Source organism: Chromobacterium sp. IIBBL 290-4 (genome assembly GCF_024207115.1).
In the GTDB taxonomy this organism is placed as follows: domain Bacteria; phylum Pseudomonadota; class Gammaproteobacteria; order Burkholderiales; family Chromobacteriaceae; genus Chromobacterium.
On record NZ_CP100128.1, the window covers coordinates 2,474,701 to 2,487,748 of the forward strand.

The 13,048-nt window shown below is 61.5% G+C and carries 9 protein-coding genes and 1 rRNA gene; 3 read left to right on the plus strand and 7 right to left on the minus strand.

Annotated elements, in window-relative coordinates; translation table 11 throughout:
- The first annotated feature begins 69 nt into the window (after nt 1-69).
- Nucleotides 70-184, plus strand: a 5S ribosomal RNA gene (gene rrf, locus NKT35_RS11385).
- Between the two features lie 322 nt (nt 185-506).
- Complete coding sequence (locus NKT35_RS11390) at nt 507-992, plus strand: hypothetical protein (RefSeq protein ID WP_254301224.1); 486 nt, start codon at nt 507-509, stop codon at nt 990-992.
- Nucleotides 993-1,243: 251 nt separating this feature from the next.
- On the opposite strand, the gene NKT35_RS11395 is transcribed toward NKT35_RS11390, so the two are convergent.
- From NKT35_RS11395 to NKT35_RS11425, 7 genes are all read right to left on the minus strand, one after another.
- Entirely contained in the window at nt 1,244-2,545 is a 1,302-nt protein-coding gene (locus tag NKT35_RS11395) for a UDP-N-acetylglucosamine 1-carboxyvinyltransferase (RefSeq protein WP_254301227.1), read from the minus strand.
- Nucleotides 2,546-2,692: 147 nt separating this feature from the next.
- Nucleotides 2,693-4,153, minus strand: coding sequence for an NADP-dependent succinate-semialdehyde dehydrogenase (gene gabD / locus NKT35_RS11400; RefSeq protein ID WP_254301228.1), 1,461 nt, complete (start codon nt 4,151-4,153; stop codon nt 2,693-2,695).
- Nucleotides 4,154-4,269: 116 nt separating this feature from the next.
- A complete protein-coding gene (gene gabT, locus NKT35_RS11405; RefSeq protein WP_254301230.1) occupies nt 4,270-5,532 on the minus strand; it encodes a 4-aminobutyrate--2-oxoglutarate transaminase in 1,263 nt (420 codons plus the stop codon).
- A gap of 229 nt (nt 5,533-5,761) precedes the next feature.
- Nucleotides 5,762-7,108, minus strand: coding sequence for a TolC family outer membrane protein (locus tag NKT35_RS11410; RefSeq protein ID WP_254301231.1), 1,347 nt, complete (start codon nt 7,106-7,108; stop codon nt 5,762-5,764).
- Nucleotides 7,108-10,197 carry an efflux RND transporter permease subunit gene (locus tag NKT35_RS11415; protein ID WP_254301233.1) on the minus strand — a complete coding sequence of 1,030 codons (3,090 nt, stop codon included), beginning with the start codon at nt 10,195-10,197 and terminating at the stop codon, nt 7,108-7,110. The genes NKT35_RS11410 and NKT35_RS11415 overlap by 1 nt, the downstream gene beginning before the upstream one ends.
- 10 nt (nt 10,198-10,207) lie before the next feature.
- Nucleotides 10,208-11,275, minus strand: coding sequence for an efflux RND transporter periplasmic adaptor subunit (locus NKT35_RS11420; protein ID WP_254301234.1), 1,068 nt, complete (start codon nt 11,273-11,275; stop codon nt 10,208-10,210).
- Nucleotides 11,272-11,934, minus strand: coding sequence for a TetR/AcrR family transcriptional regulator (locus NKT35_RS11425; protein ID WP_254301236.1), 663 nt, complete (start codon nt 11,932-11,934; stop codon nt 11,272-11,274). The genes NKT35_RS11420 and NKT35_RS11425 overlap by 4 nt, the downstream gene beginning before the upstream one ends.
- A gap of 175 nt (nt 11,935-12,109) precedes the next feature.
- Here NKT35_RS11425 and argB point away from each other — a divergent pair, with 175 nt between their 5' ends.
- The gene (gene argB / locus NKT35_RS11430) at nt 12,110-12,979 is read left to right on the plus strand and encodes an acetylglutamate kinase (RefSeq protein ID WP_254301237.1); all 870 of its coding nucleotides are present in this window, start codon (nt 12,110-12,112) and stop codon (nt 12,977-12,979) included.
- Nucleotides 12,980-13,048 lie beyond the last annotated feature (69 nt).

The following is a 13,048-nucleotide window of genomic DNA, read 5'->3' on the forward strand; positions in this document are numbered from 1 at the left end:
TAAATACCGAATATTCAGAATCAGAGAGCTTCTCTGGTTCAGGCTTCTTTAAGTTTGTACAAGTTTATGTCTGGTGGCCTTAGCGAGATGGTCCCACGCCTTCCCATCCCGAACAGGACCGTGAAACATCTTAGCGCCGATGATAGTGTGGCCTTGGCCATGTGAAAGTAGGACACCGCCAGACGCCCCATACCACAAGCCCAGCTCAATCGAGCTGGGCTTTGTGCATTGGCGCGCCGGAAACGCGATGCCTGCCATGCCATTCTCGACGTCCCCGACACTCTCCCAACAAAAAGCCCCGCTGATCCAGCGGGGCTTTTTGCTTATGTGTGGAACGGTGGAGCGTATGCGATATAAGCCATTTTAATTTGATAAAAGTGAAAAGGATTTAGCCTTTGCATAAATATGGAAAGGAATGCAGTTATATATTTATAGGTTTTTTGCACTAATAAAAATGTTTATTTATTTGAATATCATCGGTAATATTCGCACTTTTTTACACTTCCATGAAAAGCGCGTTTCACAAAGTTGTATTCACCTGTTTGGTGGTTTTCAGTACGAATATGGCCTCAGCTCAGGAATATAGTAATTCTATCAATCCAATAGGCAATACCCAGATGGAGGGGAGAATCAATCCATTTCCTAAACTAGAAGTGCATGCCAAAATTGCATCGATCAGCGAGCTGCATGAAGCATGCGGCGTCAGTAAATGGCTATGGGCTTTAGGCGCCTTCTTGCAAGGCTGTACGACTTTTGAGCGAGATATGCATTGGGCGCAAGTTTTAATTGCCAAGCATTCAGCCGCTCGAGATTTGCGTCATGAAGTCAAGCATACGTGCGGTGAGTATCATGGCGATGTGATGCCAAAGTATATAGATGCCTGGAAGCAACGCGTGGCTTGGACTCCAACAGAAAATAATGTTTGCACGCCCGAGTATGAAGAGGCGACTTATCAAAGGTTGTATGTTGAATTGAAGCAGGCGTACTGGTAGAAGTTAATGCTAAATTTAAATGATAAATTGATTTATACGGTGTTAAGTACTGGTGGAATCGAGTTTGATGCGATTATTGTCTGATTTTGTCAGGTGCTCGTCGATCTGGCGGCGATTTCAATTTGAGTGATGGCATGCCGGAGCGTCGACAAGATAGATTGCATGATTGTGGCTAAAGCCGACCCTGCGCAGTCAGTATGCGCGCTGAGGTCGGCTTTAGCCTTTTTTCAGCTTTGAATGATTAATGCCATTTAATCTTCTTCATTTTGCCATTCTATCTGCGCGCCGAGGCTGACCAGATTCTCCACGAAGCGCGGGTGAGCGCGGCGGATGGGCGACGCGTTGAGAATGCGCGAAGTGCCTGGAATGCTGGCGGCGATCATCAACAGCGCGATGGCGACGCGGATGATGTAGGGGCTGTCCACCTCGGCGGGCGTCAATGGCTTGCCGCCGAAAATCACTACGCGGTGCGGATCGGAAATGAAGGCGTGCGCGCCGAATTTGCCCAATTCTGAAGTCCAGCCCAGCGCGCCATCGTAGACTTTGTTCCAGAACAGCATATTGCCTTCCGCCTTTACGCCCAGAGCGATGAAGATGGGCAGCAAGTCTACCGGCAGGTAGGGCCAGGGGGCGGCTTCGATCTTGGGCAGGATATTGGGGGTGAAGGGCTCGACGACTTTCAATTGATCGAAACGGGCGCGCGACCAGCCGTCAGCATGTTCGATGCGGATGCCGAATTTGGCGAAGGTGCGGTCGATCAGCGGGAAGAATTCCGGCGCGCCGTTTTTCACTTCGATATCGCCGCCGCTAATGGCCGACAGCGCCAGGAAAGTGACCACCTCGTGGAAGTCCTCGACAAAGCTGAAGTCGACGCCGTGCAAGCTGTCTACGCCGTGGACGGTGAGCCGGGAGGTGCCGATGCCGTCGATGCGGGCGCCGATGGCGGCCATGAAGCGGCAGAATTCCTGCACGTGCGGTTCCGACGCGGCATTGGTCAGCGTGGCGCTGCCAGCGGCCAACGCCGCGCACATCACGAAGTTTTCGGTGGTGGTGACCGAGGCGTAATCCGGCCAATGGTTGAATGCTTTGAGGCCGTCTGCGGCGCTGACGCGTATGCGCCCAGGCAAGCGGTTGACCGTGGCGCCGAAGCCGGTGAAGACGTCGATATGCGGGTCGATCTCGCGCACGCCCAGTGTGCAGCCTTGCACGTCGTTTTCGATGCGGGCCTCGCCGAAGCGGGCCAGCAGCGGCGGCACCAACATGATGGACGAGCGCATTTCTTCCGGCAGGTGATCATGCTCGGCGTCGAAGCGGGCATCGGCGTGGCTGATGGTCAGCGTGCCATCGGCCAGCTCGCCGTCGATGCGGCTGCCCAAAGCGCGGAACAAAGCCAGAATCTTGCGCACATCGGTGATGTCCGGCACGCCGCGCAGCGTGATGGGCTCGGTGGTCAGCAGCGTGGCGCACAGAATCGGCAGTACGGCGTTTTTGTTGGAGGACGGAGTGATGCGGCCGCGCAATGGCGCGCCGCCTCGGACGAGCAGATGTGGCATGTTAATGGCCTGGTTCTGGGCAAAACCCCATTCTATGCCCAAGCGGATGACGGGTGGGCGCGCTTGTGTGTGGCTTGTGTGCCGATCTGCGGCGGAATGTGAAAAAGGCCACCATCGCGGTGGCCTTGCTCATGGCTTTGCAGCGGTTTAGCGGTCTAATCCGCCCATCAGCACATATTTGATTTCCAGGTAGTCCTCGATGCCGTATTTGGACCCTTCGCGGCCCAGGCCGGACTGTTTGACGCCGCCGAACGGCGCCGCCTCGTTGGACAGCAGGCCGCTGTTGACCGCCACCATGCCGTATTCCAGGCCTTCTGCGACGCGGAAGATGCGGCCGATGTCGCGGGCGTAGAAATAGCTGGCCAGGCCGAATTCGGTGTCGTTGGCCAGGCGGATCGCTTCTTCCTCGGTCTGGAAGCGGAACAGCGGCGCTAGCGGGCCGAAGGTTTCCTCGCGGGCCACTTTCATATTGCTGGTCACGTCGGCGATCAGCGTCGGCTCGAAGAAGGTGTGGCCGAGCGCATGGCGTTTGCCGCCGGCGATCAGCTTGCCGCCCTTGGCCAGCGCGTCCGCGATGTGTTCTTCCACCTTGGCCACGGCGTTGTGGTCGATCAGCGGGCCTTGGCTGACGCCGGCTTCCAGGCCATTGCCCACTTTCAGCGTGGCTACGGCGGCGGCGAACTTGTCGGCGAAGGCGTCGTAGACGCCGTCCTGCACGTAGATGCGGTTGGCGCAGACGCAGGTCTGGCCGGCGTTGCGGTATTTGGAGATCAGCGCGCCTTCCACTGCGGCGTCCAGGTCGGCGTCGTCGAAGACGATGAAGGGCGCGTTGCCGCCCAATTCCATCGATACCTTCTTCACCGTGCCGGCGCACTGGGCGATCAGCTTGCGGCCGACTTCGGTGGAGCCGGTGAACGAGAACTTCTTCACCGTGTCGCTGCCGGTCAGCACCGCGCCGATTTCGCTAGAACCGCCAGTGATGACGGAGAACACGCCCGGCGGGATGCCGGCGCGCTCGGCCAATTCGGCCAGCGCCAGCGCCGATAGCGGCGTCTGGCTGGCCGGGCGGACCACCATGGTGCAGCCGGCGGCCAGCGCCGGGGCGGCCTTGCGGGTGATCATCGCGCTAGGGAAGTTCCACGGCGTGATGGCGGCGGTGACGCCAATCGGCTCCTTGGTCACCAGCACGCGGCGATCGCCGGCAGGTCCCGGCACGATGTCGCCGTAGACGCGCTTGGCTTCTTCGGCGTACCACTCGATGTAGCTGGCGCCGTAGGCGACCTCGCCCTTGGCTTCGGCCAGCGGTTTGCCTTGCTCGGAGGTCAGGATCACGACCAGGTCTTGCTGATGGGCCATGATCAGATCGAACCAGCGGCGCAGGATGACGGCGCGCTCCTTGGCGCTCTTGGCCTTCCAGGCCGGGAAGGCGCGCGCGGCGGCGGCCACCGCGCGTTCGGTTTCGGCTGCGCCCATCTTGGGCACTTGGCCTATGGTCTCGCCGGTGGCCGGATTTTGCACGGCGATGAACTGGCCGCCATCGGCATCCAGCCATTGGCCGTTCAGGTAGCATTGCTGGCGCAGCAGTTTGGCGTCTTGCAGGTTTAGCATGGTCTTGAGTGTCCTTTGGCGGGAGTCGGCGGCGTCGCCCCCTCTCCCCAAGCCCTCTCCCGCGAGGGGAGAGGGGCTATTGAGTTGTTGAGATCGAAAGGCGCTACATGGGCGGCTCAGGCCTTCAGCGCCGCTTCCAGCTTGCCCAGCGCCTCGGCGAAGATGTCGTCTTCAATGGTCAGCGGGAACAGGAAGCGCACCACATTGGCGTAGACGCCGCAGGTCAGCAGGATCAGGCCGTTGGCCAGCGCGTGCTGCTGCACTTTTTTGGCGAAGTCCGGGTCGGGCGTGTGGCTGCCCGGCTGGTTGAACTCGACGGCGATCATCGCGCCCAGGCCGCGCACTTCGGCGATCTGCGGCACGGCGCTCTTCAAACTATTGAGCTTTTCCTTCAGCGCGTCGCCCAGCCTTTGGGCGCGTTCCACCAGCTTCTCGCTTTCAATCACCTCCAGCACGGCGTGCGCGGCGGCGACGGCCAGCGGGTTGCCGGCATATGTGCCGCCCAGGCCACCCGGAGCCGGCGCGTCCATCGCTTCGGCGCGGCCGGTGACAGCGGCCAGCGGAAAGCCGCCTGCCAGAGACTTGGCCATGGTGATCAAGTCCGGCGCGACATCGAAGTGCTCGCTGGCCAGCAACTTGCCGGTGCGGGCGAAACCGGTTTGCACTTCATCGGCGATCAGCAGGATGCCGTGACGGTCGCACAGTTCGCGCAGCGCCTTCACCCAGGCGGCCGGGGCGGCGTAGAAGCCGCCTTCGCCCTGCACCGGTTCGTAAATGATGGCGGCTACGCGCGCCGGGTCGATGTCGAATTTGAACAGCTTTTCGATGCCGGCCAGCGAGTCCTCAATGGAGACTCCGTGCAGCGCGTTCGGATACGGCGCGTGGTAAACATCGCTGGGGAAGGGGCCGAAGCCCAGTTTATACGGCGCCACTTTGCCGGTCAGCGCCATGCCCATCAAGGTGCGGCCGTGGAAGGCGCCGCCAAAGGCGATGATGCCGGCGCGGCCGGTATAAGCGCGCGCGATCTTCACCGCGTTTTCCACAGCCTCGGCACCGGTGCTGAACAGGGCGGTTTTTTTAGCATGCTTGCCCGGCGTCAGCGCGTTCAGTTTCTCGGCCAGGCTGATATAGGATTCGTAGGGGACGACTTGATAGCAGGTATGGCTGAAGCGGGATAACTGTTCCGCAACCGCCGCTTCCACCTTGGGGTGCAGGTGGCCGGTATTCAGCACGCCGATGCCGCCGGCGAAATCGATGTAACGTCGGCCCTCGGTGTCCCATACCTCGGCGTTTTTGGCGCGCTCGGCAAAGAAACCGCACATCACACCCACGCCGCGTGGGGTGGCGTCGGCCTTGCGTTGCATCAGTTGCTGGCTCATCGAAGTCTCCTGGCCGCTCGTGGCGGCGTGTTGGCATGCGGCGCGGCGGATGCCGATCCGGTTGAGAATCATTCTATGAGTGTGTTTAGCAAAAAGCTACACGCAGTGCAAAAAGTTAAACGCTTGTGGCGGGAGCGGGACACTGGAAGGAGGGCCTGAGCGGCGTTCGCGCTCAGGCTGATACAACAGGAATGCGCTTATGCGCCGCAGGGGCAGGCCCTGCGGCAACTCAACGAACGATGACCTGATTGACCTCGGCCAGCGTTTGCGGCTGCAGCTGGCCTGCTGATTGCGCCAGCGCCAGCCGCGCGGTCAGGTAGTTGTACTTGGCGTTGGCCAGGCTGGTCAATGCGGTGTAGTACGACTGTTCGGCCTGCAGCAGGTCGATGCTGGTGCGGATGCCCACTTCTTTGCCTAGCCTGGTGGAGTCCACCTTGCTCTTGGCGGAAACCAGCAATTGTTGCTGCGCGCGCACCAGCGCCGCGCCATTGGTTACGCCTAGAAAGGCTTTGCGCACGTCTTCGCGCACTTGGCGGCGAGTGGACTCCAACTGATCCTGCGCGGCGTCGCGCTGGGCGATGGCCTCCCGGACCAGAGAGTTGATGCCGCCGCCGTTGAACAGCGGGATGTTGACGGTGACGCCGACTTGGCTGCTGCGAGAGTGTTGCTGGCCTGGCAGAGAGACGCCGGGCTGATTGCTGATGCTGTCGTTATACCCTGCGGTGAAGTTGACGGTGGGCAGGTGGCCGCCGCGTTTTTCGGTGACGTTATGCTCGGCCAATTGCAGGCTCTGCTCGGCGTTCTTGATCTTCAAGCTGTTATGCAAGGCGAGGTCGATCCAGGCGTCCAGGCCGGCTGGCTTGGGCGGATCCAGCGGCAGCTGATCGCGCACGGTCTGGATGCCGGTGGGTTCCAGGCCGGTCAGCCGTTTCAGGTTGTTTTCGGCTAACTCCAGATTATTGGCGTCGCTGATCTCTTGCGCGACGGCGCCATCGTAGCCGGCTTGGGCTTCATTGGTGTCGGTGATGGTGGCAGTGCCGACTTCGAAAGCGGTTTTGGCCTGCTGCAACTGGTTCATGAAAGTTTTTTTGCTGGCGCGGGTTGCTGCCAGCGTATCCCGGGCGCGCAGCACGTCGAAATAGGCTTGCGAGATATCCAGGATCAGCTGCTGCTCGGCGGCGTCGAACGCGGTGTCGGCTTGCTCGGTGCCGATGGCGCCTTTCTTGTAGCCGGTGTATTTGCTGACGTCGAACAGGGGTTGCTGCAGGTTCAAGCTATAACCATGAGTTTCGTAGTGCATGTCGGTGATCGGGTTGCCGAATTGATCGACCGAGCTTTTGGGCTGCAGCGGATTGTTATAGGCGTAGTTGCCGGTGGCGCTGACCTGAGGCAGCAATTGGCTACGGCCCTGCACCAGTTTTTCCTGGCCGGCGTCGCGCTGGGCGCGGGATACGGCGAAATCGGCGTTGTAACCCCGCGCGGCCTGCCAGGCGCCGACCAGATCAAAAGCCTGGCTGGGCAAGGCGAAGCCCAGCAAGACGAGGGTGCTCAATACGGTGATGTGCGTGTTCTTCATTATGGATTGCTCGTTATTTTGTCTGTAGTCGATTGCCCGGTTTCATTCCTGCCGACGCGGAACCATTGCGCGTACAAAGCGGGCAGGAACAGCAAGGTCAGCACGGTAGCCACCAGCAAGCCGCCCATGATGGCCACGGCCATCGGTCCCCAGAAGGTGCTGCGGGTCAGCGGGATCATCGCCAGGATGGCGGCTAATGCCGTTAGCATTATGGGCCTAAAGCGACGAATTGTGGAGCCTATGATGGCTTCGAAGCGGTCAATGCCTTCGCGGATGTCATGCTCGATCTGGTCAACCAGGATAACTGAATTGCGCATGATCATGCCGGACAAGGCGATGACCCCCAGCATGGCGACAAAGCCGAAAGGCGCGTGGAACAAGATCAGCGTCAGGGTGACGCCTATCATGCCCAGCGGCGCGGTCAGCACCACCAGCAGGGTGCGCTGGAAGCTTTGCAGCTGCAGCATCAGGAGTGTCAGAACTACAACAATCATCAAGGGCGCGACGGCGGCGATGGCGCGCTGCGACTTGCCGCTCGATTCCAGCACCCCGCCGGTTTCGATGTGGTAGCCCAGCGGCAGCGACCGTTCCAGCGCCTTCAGTTGCGGCTCCAGTTGCATGGAGACGTCCGCGCCCTGCACGCCGTCCACCACATCGGCGCTGACGGTGATGGCGGGCAGTCGGTTGCGGCGCCAGATGATGCCTTCCTCCGGCTCGTAGCTGACGTGGCCGATCTGCGACACCGGCACATAGCGGCCGCTGGCGGCCTGGATCATCAAATTGCCGAGGCCGGCGGCGTTTTTCCGCTCAGCAGGATTCAAGCGGGCGACGATGGCGATGGTCTGGTCGCCTTCGCGGAATTCGCTGACGGCGGAGCCGGAAATCAGCAGCTGCAATTGCTGCGACAACTGCTGGGAGTTGACGCCCAGCGCGCTGGCCTTGTCCTGATCTATGTCTATGCGCAGCGCTTTGACCTGCTCGCCCCAGTTCTGGTTGACGTGCAGGGTGGACGGCTGTTTGCGCATCAACGCTTCCACCTGGTCGGCGATCTTGCGCACTTTGCCGTGATCCGGCCCCATGACGCGGAACTGCACCGGGTAGCCCACCGGCGGGCCGTTTTCCAGGCGGATGACGCGGCCGCGCACTTGCGGGAAATCACTGTCGAAGATTTTCTCCAGCCGCGCCTTCACCTCTTCGCGCACATGCTCGTCGCCAGTCATCACCATCAGCTGGGCATAGTTGATGTGCTGTTGCTGCTGGTCCAGCGGCAGATAGAAGCGCGGGCTGCCGCTGCCGACATAGCTGGTGACGCTGAGCACATTCGGATCGGCGCTGGCCAGCTTTTCCATCTTCTCCACCTGGGCCAGCGTGGCTTGATAGCTGGCGCCGCGCGGCAGCCACATGTCCACCATCAATTCCGGGCGGTTGGAGGAGGGAAAGAATTGCTGCGCGACGAACAGCTTGAATGCCAGCAAGGAGACGACAAAGGCGGCCAGCGTGGCGGCGATCACCGTCTTGCGATGGTCCAGGCACCAGGTCACCACTGTGCGGAAGCGTTGGTAAAACGGCTTTTGATAGACGTCGTGTGCGCCGTCATGTTGAGCGTGCGCGGGCAGCAGTTTATAGCCCAGATAGGGCGTGAACACCACGGCGACGATCCAGGACAGCACCAGCGCGATGCCGACCACGGCGAACAGGCTGAACACGTATTCGCCGGCCATCGATTTGGCCAGGCCCACCGGCAGGAAGGTGGCGGCGGTGATCAGCGTGCCGGTCAGCATGGGGAAGGCGGTGCTGGTATAGGCGTAAGTGGCGGCCTGGAACTTGTTCCAGCCTTGCTCCAGTTTCAGCGCCATCATTTCCACCGCGATGATGGCGTCGTCCACCAGCAGGCCCAGCGCGATGATCAGCGAGCCCAGCGAAATGCGCTGCAGGTCGATATTGAAGAAATACATGGCGAGGAAGGTCATCGCCAGCACCAGCGGGATGGACAGCGCCACCACCACGCCGGTGCGCAGGCCCAGGCTGAAGAAGCTGACCGCCAGCACGATCACCACCGCCTCCACCAGCGAGTGCATGAACTCGTTGACCGCGCTTTTCACCACCTTGGGCTGGTCGGACACCGCGTGGATCTCCACGCCCAGCGGCAGCTTGCTCTTGATGTTGGCGATGGCGGCGTCCAGATTGCCGCCCAGCTTCAGCACATCGCCGCCGCTTTTCATGCTGATGGCCAGCGCCAGCACCGGCTTGCCGTTGAAACGCACGCTGCTGGCTGGCGGGTCGATATAGCCGCGCGACACTGTGGCGATGTCGCCCAGCTTGAAGGTGCGGCCGCCGACGCTCACCGGGGTGGCGGCCACGGCCTCCACGGAATCGTATTTGCCGGTGGGGCGCACCCAGATGCGGTCGCTGGCGGTTTCGTAAGTGCCGGCCGGCGTCATGGCGTTTTGCTGTTGCAGCGCTTGCCAGATGGCGCGGCTGTCCAGGCCCAGCGCCGCCAGTTTGGCGGTGGACAGGTCGACATGGATCTGTTGATCCTGCTTGCCCAGCATCTGCACCTTGGCCACGTCCGGCACGCGCAGCAGCTCGCGCTTGGCCGATTCGGCGTAGCGGCGCAGCTCTTCGTAGCTGAAGCCGTCGCCGCTGAAGGCGTAGATATTGCCGAAGGTGTCGCCGAACTCGTCATTGAAGAACGGCCCCTGCGCGCCGGCGGGCAGGGTGTAGGCGATGTCGCCCAGTTTCTTGCGCACCTGATACCACAGCTGCGGCACGTTCTTGGGCGGCACGTCCTCGCGCAGCGACACCACCATCAGGCTTTCGCCTGGCTTGGTGTAGCTCTGCACGTAGTCGATCTCGCCCATCTCCTGCAGTTTTTCCTCCAGCTTGTCGGTGACCTGCTGTTCCATCTGCTCGGTGCTGGCGCCGGGCCAGTTGGCCTGCACCAGCATGGCCTTGAAAGTGAACTCCGGGTCTTCCTTCTGGCCCAGCTGGGTATAGGCCCACATGCCGGCGAACATCAGCATGATCATCAGGTAGCGCACCAGCGCCTGGTGGCGCAGCGCCCATTCGGACAGATTGAGCTTTTTCATGGTTCTGTCCTTATTGATCCAGCAGCTTGACGCGCTGTTGCTCATGCAGCAGATGCACGCCGGCGGTGGCGATCTTGTCGCCTGGCTGAATGCCGGCGGCGAGGGCTGCGCTGTCGTTGTCGATGGCGACGACGGTGACCGGTTTGCGGCTGACGCGCAGCGTCTGCGCGTCGATCTTCCAGACGTAGTGCTGGCCCTGCAGGTCCAGCAAGGCGGTCAGCGGCACGCTCAATTGCGAGCCGGCGCGGTTGGGCAGCGCCACGGTGGCGGTCATGCCCAGTTGCAGCGCGTGGCTGTCGCCGGCCAATGCGATGCGCGCGGGGTAGGTGCGGGTGGCCGGATCGGCGTCGGCCGCCAGTTCGCGCAGCTTGCCGCTTATCGGCGCGCCGCCTTTCCAGAGCGTCACGCTGAAGCTGCCTGCCTTGCGCATGGCTTCCAACGCGTTTTCCGGCACCTGGATGGCAGCTTCGCGCGCGCCGTCCTGCGACAGCTTGGCCACCGGCTGGCCGGCGGCCACCACCAGGCCGGGCTCGGCCTGCATCTGGCTGATCACGCCGTCCGCGTCGGCGGTCAGCGTGGCGTAGCCGGTCTGATTGCGGCTGGCGTCCAGCGCGGCGCGCGCTTGGCGGACCTTGGCCTGGGCGGCGTTGACGCCGTTTTGCTGTCCATCCACCTGGGCCTGGCTGATGAATTGCTTGGCCAGCAGTTCGCGATAGCGTTTCAGATTGAGCTGCTGCTGGGCAAGGTCAGACTCCGCCGCCGCCAGCTGCGCCTGTTTGGCCGACAGGTCCAGCTGATAGTCGCTGGGGTCCAGGCGCGCTAATGGCTGGCCCTTCTTCACCCTCTCGCCGCTGTTGACCAGCTTGGCCACCACCTTGCCGGCCACGCGGAAGGCGAGCTGGGTTTCGTGGCGGGCGCGGATTTCGCCGGAATAGCTGTCGCCGTTTTGTTGGGCTTTGCCGCCGACGGTCATATAGCGGACCGGGCGGATGTCTTCCGGTGCGGCGGCCTTGTCCTGGCAAGCGGCCAGCGTCAAGGAGCCAAGCAGCGCCAGAGCGAGAGAGGCGGGATATCTCATGATTGCGGATCCAGGGGAGCGGTTTGCATGCCTTGCAACAGCAGGCTCAGCGAGGTTTGCAGGAATTCGAGCGGATTTTGCGTCAAGGAGCTGCAACAACCCGGCACCAGGGCGAAGGAGTGGCCCAGAATCATGGTGCTCAGCATCGGCGCCACCAGCGCGTCGATGGCGTAGTCGAGGTGGACGGGACGGAATTCGCCGCGCGCGATGCCGCGCTCCACGATGTAGCCGAGCAGCTGCCGGGCGGGGTGGATCACCTCTTCGTAGTAGAACAGCGCCAGTTCCGGGAAGTTGGTGGCTTCGGCCACCATCAGCTTGCACAGGCCGGCGGCGCGGGTGGCGCCGATATGGGTCCACCAGTCTTCCAGCGCCAGGAACAGCAACTGGCTGCTGCTGAGGTCTTTCAATTGTTCCAGGTGGGCGCTCATGGCCTGCACCCGGCTGACGATGGTTTCCCGCGCCACCGCCTTGAAGATTTCCTCCTTGTTCTGGAAGTACAGATAAGGCGTGCCCTTGGTGACGCCAGCCGCCTGGGCGATGTCTTCGATCTTGGTGGCGCGGAAGCCTTTTTCGACGAACAAGGTCAGGGCCGCATCCAGAATCTCGCTGGGACGGGCTTCCTTTTTGCGTTGCCAGCGGCTGGAAGGGGTATCGGTCACGATGGTTCCTGAACGGAAATTCATTAATTGGCTGAACTGTAGGCGCATGCCGACAGGCTGGCAATTAATAAATTACTGTTCAGTAAGCGTGGTGATTAAAATGCAACACAGTAATCCGAATCCGCCGGCCAGCCGTTAAGGCCTGGACGGAACGCAAGCTACAAGGAGAGAGAAAGTGGCAATCGACGCAGCCGACAAGGCGAACATCCTGGCCGAGGCGCTGCCTTACATCCGCCAGTTCGCGGGCAAGACCATCGTGATCAAGTACGGCGGCAACGCCATGACCGACGACGAGCTGAAGGAAGGCTTCGCCAAGGATGTGGTGCTGCTCAAGCTGGTGGGCCTGAACCCGGTGGTGGTGCATGGCGGCGGCCCGCAGATCAATGATCTGTTGGCGCGCGTCGGCAAGCAGGGCGAGTTCATCCAGGGCATGCGCGTGACCGACGCCGAAACCATGGATGTGGTGGAAATGGTGCTGGGCGGCCTGGTGAACAAGGAAATCGTGTCGCTGATCAACAAGCACGGCGGCAAGGCGGTGGGCGTCACCGGCAAGGACGGCCATTTCATCCGCGCCCGCAAGCTTTTCCTCAAGACCGATGGCGATGAGGATATCGACATCGGCCAGGTCGGCGAGATCGAGTCCATCGATCCGTCGCTGGTGTCGCTGCTGGACAGCCAGGATTTCATCCCGGTGATCGCGCCCATCGGCGTCGGCGTGGACGGCGAGGCCTACAATATCAACGCCGATCTGGTGGCGGGCAAGCTGGCGGAAACCTTGAAGGCGGAAAAGCTGGTGCTGATGACCAATACGCCGGGCGTGCTGGACAAGCAGGGCCAATTGCTGACCGGGCTGACCGCGCAGCGCATCGACGAGCTGTTCGCAGACGGCACCATCTCCGGCGGCATGCTGCCCAAGATCAGTTCCGCTTTGGACGCGGCCAAGAACGGAGTGAATTCGGTCCACGTCATCGACGGCCGGGTCAAGCACGCGCTGTTGCTGGAGATACTGACCGCCGCCGGCGTAGGCACCATGATCCGCGCCTGAACGCCTGGCCGTGGAGCCTGACGCCGCGGTGTTCTATATTGATGGCATGCCGTGCGGCGTTTTCAAATG

Excerpts from the sequence above, each read along its gene's own strand:
- NKT35_RS11410 (WP_254301231.1), bottom strand. The coding sequence starts at position 7,108 with ATGAAGAACACGCACATCACCGTATTGAGCACCCTCGTCTTGCTGGGC.
- gabD (WP_254301228.1), bottom strand. The coding sequence starts at position 4,153 with ATGCTAAACCTGCAAGACGCCAAACTGCTGCGCCAGCAATGCTACCTG.
- NKT35_RS11420 (WP_254301234.1), bottom strand. The coding sequence starts at position 11,275 with ATGAGATATCCCGCCTCTCTCGCTCTGGCGCTGCTTGGCTCCTTGACG.
- NKT35_RS11415 (WP_254301233.1), bottom strand. The coding sequence starts at position 10,197 with ATGAAAAAGCTCAATCTGTCCGAATGGGCGCTGCGCCACCAGGCGCTG.
- gabT (WP_254301230.1), bottom strand. The coding sequence starts at position 5,532 with ATGAGCCAGCAACTGATGCAACGCAAGGCCGACGCCACCCCACGCGGC.
- NKT35_RS11390 (WP_254301224.1), top strand. The coding sequence starts at position 507 with ATGAAAAGCGCGTTTCACAAAGTTGTATTCACCTGTTTGGTGGTTTTC.
- NKT35_RS11395 (WP_254301227.1), bottom strand. The coding sequence starts at position 2,545 with ATGCCACATCTGCTCGTCCGAGGCGGCGCGCCATTGCGCGGCCGCATC.